Source organism: Halomonas sp. HK25 (assembly GCF_047795635.1).
Taxonomy (GTDB): Bacteria; Pseudomonadota; Gammaproteobacteria; order Pseudomonadales; family Halomonadaceae; genus Halomonas.
Map to the genome: position 1 here is coordinate 524940 of NZ_CP181044.1, position 16150 is coordinate 541089.

Below are 16150 nucleotides of genomic sequence, written 5' to 3' on the forward strand. Positions count from 1 at the left end.
GATGACGATTATGACAACTAACAATACACGCTGGTCAGGACGCCTCGGCCTCCTGCTCTGGGTGCTCGGCGGCATCGTCGCCCTGCTGGGACTCGCCAACGTCATGCCGGGCTATCAGATGCTGCCGCGGATCGGTCCTTTCTCCCTGGAGTGGTTCCGCCCCACCTTCTTTGCCCTCTGTGTCACCATCGCCTTCGTCTTCTGCTGGAAGGAGATCCTGGAGAGTGGAAAGCGCCTCACCCCGCTGCGCGTCCTGGTCGATGTCGTGCTGTGGTTGGCCGTGCTCTACAGCTGCTATCGCTACTACGAAGTCGGCATGGAGATGATCCATTCCATTGTCTTCTTCGGCCTGCGGGATGCCGTGATCGCCGTCATCGGGGTGACGGTGGCCATCATCACCTGCTGGCGGCTGTGGGGTGCGCCGATCGCCATCATCGGTATCCTGGCTTTCCTCTACCTGGCCACTGGTCACCACTGGCCCGGGGCGATGCAGACCAGCGGTGGCGACATCCTCGACAAGCTGGCCGAGAATCTTTGGTTCGGCGCCGACAATGGCGTGCTCGGCAGCATCTTCGGCATCATCCTGAGCACCGTGCTGCCCTTCATCATCCTGGGGGCCGTGCTGGATGGCTGTGGCGCCGGCGGCTCGATGATCCGTATCTCCTTCTCGCTGATGCGCCAGTTCCGTGGTGGTCCGGCCTATTCGGCGATCATCGCCTCGGGCATGTTCGGCACCGTATCGGGTAGTGCGGTGGCCAATGTAGTGGGCACTGGCGTGGTCACCATTCCGATGATCCGGCGGCGTGGCTTTTCCGGCAACTTCGCCGGTGGCCTGGAGGCCAGCGCCTCGGCCGGCGGCCAGATCCTGCCGCCGATCATGGGCGCTGCGGCCCTGGTGATGGCCGACTATGTGGGGGTCAGCTACCTGACCGTCATCACCGCCGTGCTAATTCCCGCCATTGCCTACTATCTCAGCCTCTTTTTGGCGGTCTATTTTGAGGCGCGCAAACTCGGTGTCGCTGCCAATGAGGACGAAGTGGCCGAGCCAGTGGCCCTGCAGGACTGGCTCAACCTGCTGCTGATCGTGGCGCCGCTGGCGATTATCGTCTATCTGCTGATCGGCGGGGCCTCGCCGGCCGGCGCTTCCATCACGGCGATCTTCGCCCTGATCCCGCTCAGCCTGATCAACCCGAGTATCAGGCGTCATCCCCAGCGCCTGCTGACGGCCCTGTCGGAAGGTGGAATTACCATTGCGCGACTGACTATGGCCATTGCCGTGGTCGGCATCATCGTCGCCACCCTGTCGGCCACCGGTATCCCCTCCAAGTTTGCCGTGCTGCTCTCCGGGGCCTCGGACTACTCGCTGTTCGCCGCCTTGCTGATCACGGCCTTGGGCTGCATCGTGTTGGGCATGGGGATGCCGACCCTGCCGGCCTACATTGCCATCATCGTGGTCATGGGGCCGACCCTGCAGGCCTTCGGCCTGGAGCTGCTCACTGCCCACATGTTCGTGTTCTTCTTCGGTATCGCCTCGGTCATCACGCCCCCGGTGGCCATCGCCGCCTATGCGGCGGCGGCCATATCCGGTGGTAAACCCATGGCCACTGCGGTGACCAGTACGCGCATCGCGGCAATGCTCTTCCTGATCCCCTTCGCCTTCGTCTATAACCCGATCATGCTGACGGTGGGCGCCGCCGGTGCCGACTTCAGCCTGGCTGCCTACCTGTGGATGATCGTGCAGCTGGCCCTGGCGCTCTACCTCACCGCCTCGGCACTGGCCCGCTTCGACCGGCAGTGGATCGCCCTGCCCGAGGCTGGGGTGCGCTTCGCCGCGGCTGTGGCCCTGCTCTCGCCCTATCCCTTGGTCAGCCTCCTGGGCCTGGCGATCGGGCTAGGCATGATCGTGCTACACGCCCGGCTGCCGGTGAAGCCCGGCGGCAGCCAGGCCGTGCAGGGGGGCTGAGCGATGTTCGAAGCCACGGCCCTGCTGTTCGGAGTCCTCTGCGGCCTGTTGATCCTGCTCTCCGGGGTGGGCGCCGGGGTGATCATGGTGCCGGGCATGATGCTGCTGTTCGGCGTGGCCCCGGCCACGGCGGTGGGCACCGCCAGCCTGGTCTCGGTGCTGATCAAGCTGGTGGCCACCTATGCCCATGGCCGCGACAGCCGCGTCGACTGGGCGCTGTTCAAGCGCTTCTCGCGCTGGGCGGTGCCCAGCTGCCTGCTCCTTGCCTTGTTGATTACCGCTCTACTCCAGACACCCTGGGGGGCGGGGGTGCAGCATGGCCTCAAGCTGGCCGTGCTGGCCGCCGCCGGCTTCGCGGTGCTGGTCAGCTTCCGGCCCCAGGTGTTGCAGCATGTCGGCCAGTGGCTTGGCGGGCTGATGCCCTTGGCCTGCGGGGCCATGGTGGGCGCCACCGGGGTGGGCGGCGGCGTGTTGATCGTGCCGACCCTGCGGGCCATGAGCGGCGCCGATATCAAGGTGGTAGTGGGCACCTCGACGGTCATCGGCCTGCTGCTGTCGGCCTGCACAGGCCTGGTTTTCGGCGGCGGCGGGCATCTCGCGCCGACGCTCGCCCTGCTGGTGACTCTGGGCGGAGGCCTGGGCGTGATGCTGGGGCGGCCCCTGGTCGCCCGGCTGTCGAGCCGTGCCGTCAGCACCCTGGTCTACACCCTGATCGGCGTCTCGCTGCTCAACATGACCTACGACCTCCTTCTGGTCTGATCAGTAGATTCCCTGTTCGAGAAAGCGCGTCGAGAGCGCCTCGGCGGCCTGGCGGAGCCGGCGGTGGAAACGGGGAATGGCCGTGTCGGGGGCCTGGAGCGCCGGTAGCCAGACCAGGCTGAGGCTCGCCTGGATCTCGCCATGGGCCAGAATCGGGACCGCCATGCCCATGACCTCTTCCTCGGCCTCGAAGTGGCCAAGGACCGGGTCGCGTAGGGCATAGCCTGCCTCCAGCACCGTCGCGACCAGGTTCTCCACATAGTGGCGATCGCTGGCCAGCTCCGCCTCATGACCGCCTCGTCGGCGAATCCGCTCGAGGATCTGCTCGCGGCGGCGCGCATCGCTGTAGGCCAGATAGACCCGCCCGATGCCCGACAGCAGCATGGAGGGGTGATAGCCCAGCAGCTCGCGGTTGGGAATGAGGGGACTGCGGCGCCGCGAGGTCTCGATGATCACCATGCCCTCGCCGTCGTAGACGGAGATGTCCGATGGCCAGATCAGCTCCTTCTGCAGTGCGTCCAGCACCGGGGTGGCGATCTCGGCGATGCTGTCGTCGACGTCCAGAGACTCGCCCAGGGCCTGAATTCGGCAGGTCAGGCGGTAGCGCTGGTCGCTCATGCCACGATAGACCCAGCCCTCGTCCTCCAGGGTGGCCAGGATGCGCAGCAGGGTCGCCTTGTCGATGCCGGTCCGGCGGTGCAGGTCGACCAGCGCGAGCGGCGTCTCGGCGCCGCTGATGGCGCTGACCACCTGCAGGCCCCGGGCCAGGGCGCGGATGCGCTGGGTCATGTCGGCGGCTCCGTAGCGTTTCGTCTGCTGAAATGTTTGGTTGCCGGTGGGGGCGCTGTCAATGGAGAGTGAGGTATGGTCGTTAACAAGACCAATAATTGAAAGGATTAGGCTTTACTGGAGTAACCCATGACCCGACCGCCCAACCTACTGTTTATCATGGCCGACCAGCTGCGCGCCGATTATCTCGGCTGCAATGGCCATCCGAGCATTCGCACGCCGCATATCGACGCCTTGGCGGTACGTGGCGTCAACTTCAGCCGCGCCTATTGCCAGGCCCCGGTGTGTGGCCCTTCGCGGATGTCCTTCTATACTGGTCGCTACGCCGCCAGCCACGGCGCTAGCTACAACGGCGTGCCGCTGCGCGTCGATGAGCGCACCCTTGGCGACTACCTGCGCCCCCATGGCTACCGCGTCGGCCTGGTCGGCAAGACCCATATGAAACGTGATGACGACGGCATGGCGCATCTGGGGATCGACCCCGACTCCTCGCGCGGCGTGCTGGTCAGTCAGTGCGGCTTCGAGCCCTTTGAACGCGACGACGGCCTGCATCCCGACCAGCTGGCCAACCCTGACCTGCCCTACAACCGCTACCTGCGCGACCAGGGCTATGAGGGCGACAACCCCTGGCACAGCGCTGCCAACTCGGCGGAGGGCGAAGACGGGAAGGTCCTGAGTGGCTGGTACATGCGCCACAGCCACCTGCCGGCGCGGGTCAAGGAGGAACACTCCGAGACCGCCTACACCACGAAGCGCGCCATGGACTTCATCGAGAACGCCGGCGAGCAGCCCTGGTGCCTGCACCTCAGCTATATCAAGCCCCACTGGCCCTATATGGCCCCGGCGCCCTACCACGACCTTTACGGCCCCGAGGATATCCTCCCCGCAGTGCGTAGCGACGCCGAGCGCGAGCGCCCCCATCCGGTGATCGAAGCCTTCATGAGCCACGGCGAGTCGATCGAGTTTTCCCGCGACGCGGTGCGCGAGCGGGTGATCCCTACCTATATGGGGCTGGTCACCCAGCTCGACGACCATATCGGCCGGCTGGTTGACTTCCTCGAGGCCAAGGGCCTACGCGACGACACCGTGATCGTGATCACCTCGGACCATGGCGACTACCTGGGCGACCACTGGCTAGGCGAGAAGGAGCTGTTCCACGAACCCAGCGCGCGGATCCCGATGATCGTGGTGGACCCAAGGCGCAACGCCGACACCACCCGCGGCAGCCGCAACGACCAGCTCGTGGAGGCCATCGACCTGGTGCCCACCTTCGTTGACTATGCCGGTGGCGACAGCCGGGCCCTGGATCATGTGCTGGAGGGACGCTCGCTCACGCCGCTGATCCAGGGACAGAGCGACCTTGCATGGCGGCAGTATGCCTTCAGCGAGGCGGACTACGCCTGGCGCCCGGCGCGTCGCGAACTGGGTCTGGCCCCGGACGAGGCGCGCGCCTTTATGGTCACCGACGGGCGCTGGAAGTACCTGCACTACGCCAACCACCCCCCGCAGCTTTTCGACCTGGCGAGCGATCCCGGCGAGCTCGAGGACCTGGCCCATCGCGACGCCCATCGCGCGGTGCGCAGTGAACTGGAGGCGGCGCTCAACGAATGGTTCAAGGCACGCCGGCTGCGCACCACCGTCAGCCATGAGAGCGTCGAGCAGAACACCGACATTCACCACAAGCGCGGCATCCTCTACGGCGTCTGGTAGTGCCATCGGGGCACCTGCCGCTCAGCCGACCATCCAACAATGACAATGAAGGTATCAACATGACATCACGCCACTTGTTTGCCACCGGCCTGCTGGCCGCGGGGCTCTCCCTGGGGACGCTGGCCCAGGCGGCCAGCATCAGCGTTGAGGCCGCCGGCCCGGGTTCCCAGTCGGGCACCCTGGTTCAGGCCCTGGCCCAGTACACCGAGAGTGAAGGCATCAGCCTGGAGGTGATTCTGGGACAGGGCTTGACCCGCTCGGCCATGAAGGTGGCCGCCGGGCAGGCCGACTCCACCTTCGTGGTGCCGCCGGTCGTAAAGATGATGCGCGAGGCCTCGGGACCCTTCGAGGCTCACGGCGACCGGGCGAGGGACTTGTCCGAGAACCTGCGCTCCCTGTTCGGCCTGCCGGGCGGTATCTTCCATGCCGTGACCTGGGCGGACGCCGGCGTCGAGCGCTGGCACGATGTGGCGGGAAAACGGGTCTATGTCGGTCCTCCCGGGGGAGCGGCGGCACAGATGATCATCGGCATGATCGAGCTGGAAACCGGGTTGGTGGCGGACGAGGACTATGACACCGTGCGTATCCCTTGGGGCGCGGCCACCCAGGCGTTCCAGGACGGCCAGTTCGATGTGTTGGTGCTCTCCTCGCCGGTGGGCCAGCAGTCGCTCAATGAACTCAGTCTGCAGCGCGAGATTCGCCTGCTGGGCATTGCCGAGGAGCTGATCGAGTCTGATGAGTGGAGGGCCTATACCGAAGAGACCGCCACCACCCACGGGACCATTCCGGCGGGCACCTACTCGGGCCAAATCAACAGTGACGAGGATGTCCTGACCTCGGCCAATATCATCTACATGGCGGTGAACGCTACCATGCCCGACGAGGTGGCCTACGGCTACACCCGGGCCTACTGGGAGAACCTGGACGAGATGAAGGCTGGTAATGCCATGTTGAGAGCCTTGAATACCGACGACCCCTTCATCGGTCTCAACGCCCCCCTGCATCCCGGCGCGGTGAAGTACTATCGGGACGCCGGCCTGGAGATCCCCGAGCACCTGCTGGAGTAGGCTGCGCTTCGTTTACCGCCTGCCCGCACCCCGAGCCCCTGCCATCCGGCGGGGGCTCGGGGTGTCATCGCATCGGATCGATCGAGCAGTCATATACGACCATAGACGAACGAATTGGACTAAAGTCTAAGAAGTAGATATACTGTTAGCATCCTCACGAACTGACAGGTTGCTAACGCCATGACCACCCAGACTCTCGCCTACGACGCGACCACCGCCGCTCCCCAGGCCTCCCTGATCAAGCGTATCGGCCTGGTGGCCTATCGGCTGCTCGAGCGGATGACCGAGAGCGCCTACCGTCAGCACCAGGCCCGCTTACGCAACCACTTCTATATCTAATGGGAGAAGTCGTGCTTGGCTCAAGGCAGGCCGACAACATGACACAACGAGAAGAGCCAGCGCACTGCGCTGGCTCTTCTCGTTATGGGGTGAGGGCTGGCTCATGCAATCCGCTTGGGCCAGGGACTCGTCTCGCTGGCGGCAAGCATCTGACGCAGCAGCGCCTCGGTCAGGGCGTGACGCTGCACCCGGTAGTCGGGGTCGTTCCAGAGATTGCGGGTCTCATGGGGATCGCACTCCAGGTGGTATAGCTCGCACCACTCCTGGTCTTGGTAGAGCGTCAGGCGGTAGCCGTCCTGTAACAGGGTGCGCGATTGAGCCGGCCGCTCGAAGCCCCAGTGGGCGATGTTGTCCTCGTGCTCGATCAGCAGTGATCGACGCTCCCAGGCCTCGCCCTGTAGCAGGGGCAGCAGGCTGGTGCCCTGGATGCCGTGGTAGGGGGTAACGCCCGCTCGTTCGAGGATCGTCGGGGCCATGTCGATGGCCGAGGTCAGGGCGGCGGTCCGGCGCGCCTCGCCCTGCCCGGGCTCGGCCCAGATCAGCGGGACCCGGGTGATGCTGCGCAACGGCGCGGGGCCCTTGAGCAGCAGGTTGAAGTCCCCCATGTAGTCGCCGTGGTCGCTGGTGAAGATCACCACCGTGTCCTCGGCCAGGCCGTTGGCCTCGAGGCTCGCCAGCAGTTGTCCCACGGCATCATCGATCATGCCGATCATGCCGCAGGTCAGGGCCATGGCCTCGCGGATCTCCCTGTCGCTTGCCATGAAGGCCTTCTCGGTGCGCGCGTTGCGCTCCCCCCGGTGGTACTGTTCGGCGACGAAGCGCAGGTGCGGGGGCGGGTTGTGGTGGGCGTCATAAGGCAGCTCCACCTCGAAGTCGTCTGGATCGTAGCGATCCCAGTATTTCCCCGGCGGACAGAAGGGGTGGTGGGGATCGGGGAAGGAGACGAAGGCGAAGAAGGGCGCCTCCTCGCCCTGGCGCGAGGCCAGGTAGTCGCAGGCCTGGCGCTCCACGTAGCGGGTGGGGTGCAGCTCCTCTGGCAGGGCGCTGCGGTAGGCCTGGGGGCAGATATAGTCGTGGGGCAGCTGATGGGCCGGGCCCTGCAGGCGTTCCGGTGCCTCGACCCGGCGGCGCAGCCACTGGTCGTAGTGGCCGCCGCACTGGTCGCCGTGTCGGGTGACGATATCGGCATGCTCGAAGCCGTAGTAGGGCAGCGCGACGCGGTAGTCCGCCTCGCCACTCCAGCGCTCTGGCTCCTCGTTGCGCCAGTCCTCGGCGCTCTCCTGGTGAGCGTCTGGCACCCGGGCCCCGGCCGCCGGGTTGTGTTGCGGGACCTCGCGGCCGGTGAAGGGCTGCAGGTGGGACTTGCCGATCAGCGCCGTGTGGTAGCCCTCCAGGCGCAGCGCCTCGACGAAGGTGCTGTTGTGCCCGGGCAGGTGCAGGCCGTTCTTGCGCAGGCCGTGCACGCTGGGGTAGCGGCCGGTGATCAGGGAGGCACGATTGGGCATGCACACCGGGCTGGCCGTGTGGAACTCCTCGAAGCGGGTCCCCCGCGCCGCCAGGCCATCGATATGGGGCGTCTTCAGCAGGGGATGCCCCATGCAGCCCAGGTAGTCGGCACGCTGCTGGTCGGTGATGATGAACAGGAAGTTGGGTCTGCAGGTCATGCCAGGGCTCCCTTCTTGAGACTGGTTTGGCGGTGCAGCACCAGCAGGGCGACACCGAGGAAGAAGGCCGGCCAGTGCACCAGCGGGAGGGTGACCAGCATGGCGATGGCCAGCCCCACCCGCAGGGCGGCCTCGGCCAGCGACAGGCGGCAGCGGTCGTGGAAGGCCAGCCCCGAGGCGATCAGCAGCACCGCGAGCGACAGACGCAGCAGGATCGAGGCCATGTCGTACCAGGCCCCCGAGCCGCCGGCCTCCGGCACCAGCAAGAGCTCCGGGTAGAAGGCGAAGGTGAAGGGCAGCAGGAAGATCACCAGGCCGATGCGGGTCGCCTCCAGGGCGGTGCGCAGCGGCGAGGCCCCGCTGATAGAAGCCGCCGCGAAGGCCGCCACCGCCACCGGCGGGGTGATCGCCGAGGCGACCCCGAAGTAGAAGACGAACATGTGGGCGACCAGCGGCTCCAGGCCCAGGCGCAGCATGGCCGGGCCCATGATCAGGATGATGGTCAAGTAGGCCGGCAGGGTCGGCATGCCCATGCCCAGTACGAGTGCCGCCATCATGGCCATCAGCAGCGAGACCAGCAGGCTGCCCCCGGTCGAGGCGCCGATCACCTGGGCGAACTTGATCGGCAGGCCGGTGGCGGCGAGGACGCCAACGATGATGCCGACGACGCCCACCGCGATCAGCAGGGTGGCGAAGCTGTTGCCGCCCCGGGACAGGGCATGGACCAGCGTCAGGGGCGAGCGGCGGATCGCCGGGTTGAGTGCCAGGCTCAGCGGCACCACGGAGAAGAGCGCCAGGGTGCCGGCACCAGCCGGTGAGAAGCCGTAGATCAAGGCGACCACCACCACCGTCAGCGGCACGAAGACCATGATCAGGTTGATGAAGTCCTGGCGGTGGGGCAGGTCGGCGGGGTCGATATCGACCGGCCGGCTCTCGATGCCCAGGCGACGCGCTTCGTAGACCACGGCGGCGAACAGCGAGCCGTAGTAGAAGAGGGCGGGGATCATCGCCGCGACGATGATGGTCAGGTAGGAGATGCCGGTGAAGTCGGCCATCACCAGGGCCGCGGCTCCCATGATCGGCGGCATGATCTGGCCGCCGCTGGAGGCGGTGGCCTCGACGCCCCCGGCGAAGGCGGGCGAGAAGCCGCGGCGACGGATCATCGGGATGGTGATCACCCCGGTGCCCACCACATTGGCCACGGCGCTGCCCGATACCGAACCGAAGAGGCCCGAGGAGAGGATGGCGGCGTGGGCCGGGCCGCCCCGGGCCCGCCGGAAGGCGTGCAGCGAGACCTTGATCATCGACCCGCCGGCGCCGCTGCCCTCGAGGAGGGCGCCGAGCAGGATGAAGGGTAGGATGGTGTTGATGACGATGGCCAGCAGTGAGCCCAGCACGCCGTTGGTGCTGTTGTACCAGAGGGTATCGGCGGTGCCCTCGATGACGTCGATGGGGGCCATGCGGAACAGCCCCGGCCAGTGGTGGCCGGTATAGAAGTAGAGCAGCGCCACCACTCCCACGGCGGTCAGTGCCACTCCCCACAGGCGCAGGCAGATCAGCATCAGGGCCACCACGCCGGCCAGCGCCGTCCAGGCATGGGCGGCATCGAAGAAGAAGAGCCCGCCCTTGAGGCGCTCCATGGTGATGTAGTAGTCATGCAGAGCCACGATCAGCGCGGCCATAACGACGATGTCAACCAGGCTGCCGGCCAGGCGCCAGAGTGGGCCGGCGCCGGCGGGCGTCTTCAGCAGCGTCTCGCGGGCGACCACCGCCAGGCAGGCCAGGCCCAGCATCAGCGGGTGCATATACTCGTAGCCGAAGGGCCCCAGGCGCGGGATCGGGCCGAAGCTCGGTATGCTGTTGACCAGGCCCAGCAAGGCGATGATGAGGCCAACGGCATAGGCCAGGCTCTGCCGGAGGCGAACCTCTGAGAGCGGGAAAAGGGTGCGGGTCATGGGGACTACCTGTCGCGACGGGGCAGGGGAGCGGGGCCCCGGCAGAAGTGCCGGGGCCATCGACTCAGGGGATCAGATGCGGGGGCACCTCGATCTCGCGCTCCTGGTAGTAGCGGTAGGCGCCCGGGTGCAGGGGAGCATCGACACCGATGAGGGCATCCTCGATCGTGAGGTCGGCGAAGATCGGGCTGGAGTCGCGGATCTCGTCGATGTTGTCCCACACCGTGCGGGTCAACTGGTAGGCGGTCTCCTCGTCGAGACTCTGGTTAACCAGCGCCATCATGGTGAAGGCCAGCAGGGTGAGGGTCTCCTCCTCGTTGACGGTGTTGGCATAGGTGTCGTTGGGGATCTCCACTGACAGCATGCCGGGCGTGGCCATCAGCTCCTGCCAGGACTCGCTCTTCAGTCCTTCCTCGGTCATGCCGAGGAAGCGGACCGGGTTGACCAGCGAATACTGCTCGATGGCCGCGGAGCCAATCCGCGGAGCACTGACCATCACATCCACCTGGCCGTCATTGAAGGCCTGGCCGGAGCCGCCCCAGCCGAGGGTCACCGCGCGATAGCCCTCGTTGGGCCGCATGCCGGTGTTGGCGTGAATGACCTGTTCGATGGCGTTGCTGGCGGCGCTGGCCGCGGGTCCGATATAGACGTTCTTGCCGGCGATGTCGTCCCAGCTCTCGATGCCGCTGTCGGCCCAGGTGAACACATGGTAGGCGCCGTGGACGAAGCCGAACAGCGAGCGCAGGTTGTCTGCCGCCTGGATGGCCTGGTCGCCCATCTCGCCGTACATGCGGGAGCCCTCTCCCATGTAGCCGTAGAGCTCGGTAGGGATCATGGTCAGGTCAATGCGCCCCGCGCCCAGCTTGACGCCGGTCATTGCCAGGTTCTGGCCGGTGCTGAGCTGGATGTTGAGGCCGTGATCGCGGCCGGCCAGGGTACTCATCAGGGTGGCAAGCTGGGAGTTGAAGGTGGCGGGGTTGCCGCTTTCGGCGCGCAGGGCCTGGGCCTGTGCCTGGGTGGCGGTGAAGGCCAGGGCACTGGCGAGTGCGGTGGTGGTGAGCAGCGTCTTCAGGGTCATGGATGGCTCCGGGCGTGTCGTTGTGGGGTTGTTATCGTCGCCGCGACCGGGGGCGTCGTCGGCGCCATACGTGGGTACCAGTATGAGCGGAAGCGCCGCCGGGCCACCAATGCCATTCGCCCGCTTGGGTATGCGATTTCTCTATCGGGGGACGTGTGAGAGGGTGCGGCTGACGTCGCGCAGCGCCTTGCACAGCGCCCGCAGGGCATGGCTGGGAGCGCTGTCCTCGCGCATGGTCAGGCCGATGGCACGGGGCGGGCCCTGCAGGCGTAGCGGCAGATAGGCGAGACGCCCGTCCTGCACCTCGTAGTGGACCTGGTAGGGGGAGACCAGGGCGAGGCGGTCGCTGTCGCGCAGCAGGTCGCAGATGACGCCCAGGTTGCCGGCCTCCACCACCGGTGTCGGCGGGGTGATGCCCAGGGTATTGAACTGCTGGTCGAAGCTGTGGCGGGCCGGGCTGCCCCGGGGCGGGGCGATCCAGGGCCAGGCGAGTAGTGTCTCCAGGGTCAGGTCAGGGCGACCCATCAGCGGATGGCCGGGGCGCCCCACGGCGACCAGGTGGTCGTGCAGCAGCACCTCCTGAGCCATCTCCTCCTCGGGGTCGATGCGGTGCAGCACCCCCACCAGGACATCGAGCTCGCCGTTACGCAGTGCCTCGAAGAGGACGTCATAGGTGGCCTCGTGTACGGTGATGTCCAGCCCCGGGCGCTCGCGCAGCAGGGCATCCACGGCGCGTGGCACCAGCAGGGAGCTGGTCAGCGGCAGGGCGCCGATGATCACCCGCCCCTGGGCTTCACCCCGCCAGGCGGCGATATCGTCCTGCAGCAGCGCCAGCTCGCGCAGGGCCACCTTGGCGTGTCGGGTCAGCAGGCTGCCACTGGGGGTGGCGATCAGTCCCCGCTGGGTGCGCAGGAACAGTGGCGTACCGACGCGTCCTTCCTGGTCGCGCAGGCTGGCGCTGACGGTGGGCTGGCTGAGCGCCAGGCGCCGGGCGGCCTGGCGTTCGTTAAGGGTCTCGGCTAGGGTCACGAGCACCCTGAGGTGGCGCAGCGAAAGGCGCTGGGCCAGGCGCTGGACGTGGCACTCGGGCGCTAGCTGGGCCAGTTGGCGCTCGGCGTGGCCGAACTGGTGGAGGACGCGGCGGCAGCGGTGGGCCACCAGCTGGCCCGCCTCGGTACAGAGCATGCCGCCGTGGTGGCGCTCGAACAGCGTCAGCTCGAGGGCCTTCTCCAGGTCGCGGATCGCCCGGGAGACCGCCGGCTGGGAGAGGTTGAGGGCCTCGGCGGCGCCGAGCACGCTGCCGCGTTCGGCGACCGCGGTCATGGCACGCAGGCAGCGCAGGCTGGGCAGGCTATCCATGGTCTCAGCCCGCCTGGCGCACCGGCACTCGGCTCAGGTGGTTGTTCTCGTCGGCCAGGGTCTGCAGTAGTCGGCACAGGGTCTCGCGCTCGCTCTCGCTGAGAGGTGCGAGGATCTCCTCCTGGACCTCGTCCACCGCAGGTTCGGCGGCGAAACGCAGACGCTTTCCCTCATCGGTCAGGGTGACCAGCATGGAGCGGCGGTCCTCGGGTTTGCGCTGTCGGCTGACCAGACCGCGTTCCTCCAGCTTGCGTACCACCACCGCTACGGTGTTGCGGTCCAGGGCGGTATGGCCGCCCAGGGTGATCTGATCGATCGGCCCCTTCTCCTCGAGTGCGCAGAGGATGATGTACTGCAGCTGGGTCAGGTCGTAGGCCTCACACTTGCGCAGGAAGATCGCCACGCTGATCTGGTGGCAGCGCCGGAGCAGGTTGCCGGGAAATCGGCTGGCCTCTGAGAAGGGGGCTGCGGTCATGGTCTCGGTCTTTTCGAGGGGGGAAGGAATCTGGCCGGCCGGGCTGGACAGCATCCAGCAGCCGGCCAGGCCGGGCGCTAACTTAGCAGAGTGTGCGGGCCGGGGCATCCGCTGGCGGCCCCGGGCGCGGCGTGGGCTAGCGGAAGACACTCACCAGCCAGGGATTGAAGATCGTCAGCAGGATGACCAGGCAGGCCGCCAGCACGAAGGGGAAGATCCACTTGGTGATGCGCGGAAGACTGACGTTGCTGATCGCCGAGGCCACATAGAGACCGGCGCCCACCGGTGGCGTCAGCAGCCCCAGGCTCAGGGTCATGCAGGTGACGATGCCGAAGTGGATGGGGTCGATGCCATAGCTCTGCTGGGCCACCGGCAGCAGGATCGGCACCAGGATGATCAGGGCGGCGATGCCGTCGAGCACCATGCCCACCACGATCAGCATCACGAACACCAGCAGCATGAACACCAGCGGGCTCTCGGTAGTGCCCTGCATCAGCCCGGCCACCTGCTGGGGGATCTGGTTGTAGACCAGCACCCAGCCGAAGGCCTTCGCCGCGGCGATCAGGAACAGCACGATGGCGGTGTTGCGCGCCGTCCTCATCAGGACCCCGGGGAACTGTCCCCATCTCAACTCACGGAAGAACAGGCCGCCGAGGATCAGCGCCATCAGGGTCGCCGCGGCAGCGGACTCGGTCGGGGTAACGATGCCGAAGGCGATGCCGCCAACGATGACCACCGGGATGATCAGGGTGAGCAGAGCACCTCGCGTAGCGCCCCACAGGGGGATGCGGCTCTTGTCACCGATATCCGCTTTCTTCGCGCGGCCGGCCATCAGGGCGATCAGGCCGCTGATCAACACGAACAACACCAGGCCGGGAATGATGCCGCCCAGGAACATCGCCCCGATCGAGACCTGGGCGATGACGCCATAGATGATGAAGACCATGGAGGGCGGGATGATCGGCCCCAGCAGGCCGGAGCCGGCCGTCAGGGCGGCGGCGAACCCCTTGTCGTAGCCGTCGCGCTCCATCTCCGGCGTCATGACCCGACTCATGATGGCGATCTGCGCCGTGGCCGAGCCCATGATCGAGGCCAGCATCAGGTTAGAGGTCAGCGACACATAGGCGATGCTGTGGGGAACCCATGCGAACCAGGCGCGCGCCGCGGTGATGATCCGCCGCGTGATCCCGCCTTCGTTCATGATCTCTCCGAGCAGGATGAAGAGCGGTATCGCCAGCAGGTCGAACACCTCCAGGGAGCCGAAGATCACCTGGGGCAGGTTGTCGAGCAGGCGATAGTTGCCGGAGGTGAGGATGAAGGTGAAGGTCGAAGCCAGCAGCACGAAGGCGATGGGCATGCCGAGCAGCATGAAGAGCAGAAAGGCGGCGAGCGTCATGCGGTCAGTCCTCGTCGCTGGCCAGGGCGAAGACCGTGCGTGAGCGGTCGGGCAGCCTGGCGATGAGGTGGAAGATGGAGGTGGCGCAGAAGATCGGCACGATCAGATAGAAGTGCCACTTGGGCCAGTCGAGGGTGATGGCGATGTCATAGGCGACCGAGGGCGAGCGAAGCCAGCCGACGGAATACCAGAGCATCACCGCCATGATCGCCAGGCAGACCAGTTCGGTCAGCCAGTAGCAGGCCCGCTGGGCCGGTGCGGGCAGCAGGCCCACCAGCATGGTCAATCGCACATGCTGGTCTTGGTGGATCGAAATCGAGATGGCCAGGAAGGCCATCCAGATCAGGATGTAGATTGCCAACTCGTTGGCAAAGTAGATCGGGCTGTTGAGCACGTAGCGGGCGAAGACATTGGCGATCAGCAGCACGCCGAAGGCAACAATCAGCAGGCTGCAGAGGAACTGCTCCAGCCGGGCCAGCCCATGGCTGGCCCGGCTCAGCCAGGTGTCGTGTCGGGTGTTCATGCGAGGGTGCCCTCCTGTCCGGCTCGGGGCGCCCTGGCGCCCCGACCGGCCTTATTCGGCGTCGAGCAGTTCGGCGGACTGCTGCTGGAAGGCCTGGATCAGCGGATGATCGCCGAAGCGTTCCGCGAAGGCCTGGTTGGCCGGGGCAAAGACGCTTTCGGCGCTCTCGAGGGTGAACACATCGATGGCCTCCTGGAGGGTGGCCAGGTTGCGCTGCTCGGCCTCGATCTGGGCCTCGATGCCCCAGTCAAGGGCTTCTTCCATGGCCTCGTCGATGATCTGGCGCTCCTCGTCGGAGAGGGAGGCCCGGGTCGCCTGGCTCATCACCGAAACGGCGGGGAAGGCCATATGGCTGGTCAGGGTCAGGTGCTCGGCGACCTCATAGAAACCGGAGCCGACCAGGGCGTCGAGGTCGATATCCACGCCGTCGAGCATGCGATTCTGCAGCCCCTGGTAGACGTCCGGCAGGCTGATGGGCGTGGGGCGGGCATCCATGGCGCGCCACCAGGTGTTCATGGCCGCGAAGGGAATGATGCGCATGTTCTTGCCGGCGACATCATCCATGCCTTCGACGCGACCATCGCGCATCAGGATGTGGCGCATGCCGGCGAAGGTATAGCCGAAGGCGTGCAGCCCCTTGTCTTCCAGGTTGTCCAGCATCTGCTGGGCGGCCTCGGTCTCGGTGGCCCGAGCCGCTTGCTCGACGCTGCCGAACAGGAAGGGCGTGAACCAGCCGACGATGGAGGGCTCACGCTGGCTGGTCAGGGCCGCCGTCATGATGCCCATGTCGAGCAAGCCGGTTTCCATCTGCGAGAACATCGCCGATTCGTCGCCCAGCTGGCCGGCGGGGAAGAGGGTGATGGTCAGCTCGCCCTCGCTGCGCTCGGCCACGGCCTCGGCGAATTGCTCGGCGGTCTGGGTCCAGATGTGCTGGGGCGGGGTGATCATGCCCAGGCGCAGCTCCTTGGCCAGCAGCGGGGTGCTGACGGCAAGCAGGGAGGCCGAGAGCAGCGTGATGGTCAGGGCATGGCGGCGCGAAGCGCGTGAGGTGGTTATCATTGTTGACCCTCATG

General features: G+C 66.6%; 14 protein-coding genes. 5 read left to right on the forward strand and 9 right to left on the reverse strand.

The genetic code is table 11. The annotated features are described in order from the left end of the window. Positions 1-10: 10 nt before the first annotated feature. Together ACM26W_RS02600 and ACM26W_RS02605 are read left to right on the forward strand one after the other, a co-directional pair. Positions 11-1963, forward strand: coding sequence for a TRAP transporter permease (locus tag ACM26W_RS02600; RefSeq protein ID WP_416139317.1), 1953 nt, complete (start codon positions 11-13; stop codon positions 1961-1963). Between the two features lie 3 nt (positions 1964-1966). Next, complete coding sequence (locus tag ACM26W_RS02605; protein WP_416139318.1) at positions 1967-2722, forward strand: sulfite exporter TauE/SafE family protein; 756 nt, start codon at positions 1967-1969, stop codon at positions 2720-2722. On the opposite strand, the gene ACM26W_RS02610 is transcribed toward ACM26W_RS02605, so the two are convergent. Then, positions 2723-3511 (reverse strand): helix-turn-helix domain-containing protein, encoded by a 789-nt coding sequence (locus tag ACM26W_RS02610; RefSeq protein WP_416139319.1) that lies wholly within the window; start codon positions 3509-3511, stop codon positions 2723-2725. 129 nt (positions 3512-3640) lie between these two features. On the opposite strand from ACM26W_RS02610, the gene ACM26W_RS02615 reads away from it, so the two are divergent. The 3 genes from ACM26W_RS02615 (at position 3641) to ACM26W_RS02625 (ending at position 6627) form a co-directional block, all read left to right on the forward strand. Further along, positions 3641-5221 (forward strand): sulfatase-like hydrolase/transferase, encoded by a 1581-nt coding sequence (locus ACM26W_RS02615; RefSeq protein WP_416139320.1) that lies wholly within the window; start codon positions 3641-3643, stop codon positions 5219-5221. 59 nt (positions 5222-5280) lie between these two features. Further along, the gene (locus ACM26W_RS02620; protein ID WP_416139321.1) at positions 5281-6288 is read left to right on the forward strand and encodes a TAXI family TRAP transporter solute-binding subunit; all 1008 of its coding nucleotides are present in this window, start codon (positions 5281-5283) and stop codon (positions 6286-6288) included. A gap of 180 nt (positions 6289-6468) precedes the next feature. Beyond that, complete coding sequence (locus tag ACM26W_RS02625; RefSeq protein ID WP_416139322.1) at positions 6469-6627, forward strand: hypothetical protein; 159 nt, start codon at positions 6469-6471, stop codon at positions 6625-6627. Positions 6628-6728: 101 nt separating this feature from the next. On the opposite strand, the gene ACM26W_RS02630 is transcribed toward ACM26W_RS02625, so the two are convergent. The 8 genes from ACM26W_RS02630 to ACM26W_RS02665 all read right to left on the reverse strand — a co-directional run bounded on the left by ACM26W_RS02630 (position 6729) and on the right by ACM26W_RS02665 (position 16136). Next, positions 6729-8291, reverse strand: a complete 1563-nt coding sequence (locus tag ACM26W_RS02630; protein WP_416139323.1) for a sulfatase — start codon at positions 8289-8291, stop codon at positions 6729-6731. After that, on the reverse strand, positions 8288-10246 hold the full coding sequence (locus ACM26W_RS02635) for a TRAP transporter permease (RefSeq protein ID WP_416139324.1): 1959 nt from the start codon (positions 10244-10246) through the stop codon (positions 8288-8290). Before ACM26W_RS02635 ends, ACM26W_RS02630 begins: the two co-directional genes overlap by 4 nt. A 64-nt stretch (positions 10247-10310) precedes the next feature. Continuing rightward, entirely contained in the window at positions 10311-11324 is a 1014-nt protein-coding gene (locus ACM26W_RS02640) for a TAXI family TRAP transporter solute-binding subunit (RefSeq protein ID WP_416139325.1), read from the reverse strand. A gap of 141 nt (positions 11325-11465) precedes the next feature. After that, a complete protein-coding gene (locus ACM26W_RS02645; protein WP_416139326.1) occupies positions 11466-12683 on the reverse strand; it encodes a LysR family transcriptional regulator in 1218 nt (405 codons plus the stop codon). 4 nt (positions 12684-12687) lie between these two features. After that, positions 12688-13158, reverse strand: a complete 471-nt coding sequence (locus ACM26W_RS02650) for a MarR family winged helix-turn-helix transcriptional regulator (RefSeq protein ID WP_416139327.1) — start codon at positions 13156-13158, stop codon at positions 12688-12690. Positions 13159-13294: 136 nt separating this feature from the next. Continuing rightward, complete coding sequence (locus ACM26W_RS02655) at positions 13295-14554, reverse strand: TRAP transporter large permease (protein ID WP_416139328.1); 1260 nt, start codon at positions 14552-14554, stop codon at positions 13295-13297. Between the two features lie 4 nt (positions 14555-14558). Continuing rightward, positions 14559-15077, reverse strand: a complete 519-nt coding sequence (locus tag ACM26W_RS02660) for a TRAP transporter small permease (RefSeq protein WP_416139329.1) — start codon at positions 15075-15077, stop codon at positions 14559-14561. 51 nt (positions 15078-15128) lie between these two features. Continuing rightward, on the reverse strand, positions 15129-16136 hold the full coding sequence (locus ACM26W_RS02665; protein WP_416139330.1) for a TRAP transporter substrate-binding protein: 1008 nt from the start codon (positions 16134-16136) through the stop codon (positions 15129-15131). Between the last annotated feature and the right edge of the window lie 14 nt (positions 16137-16150).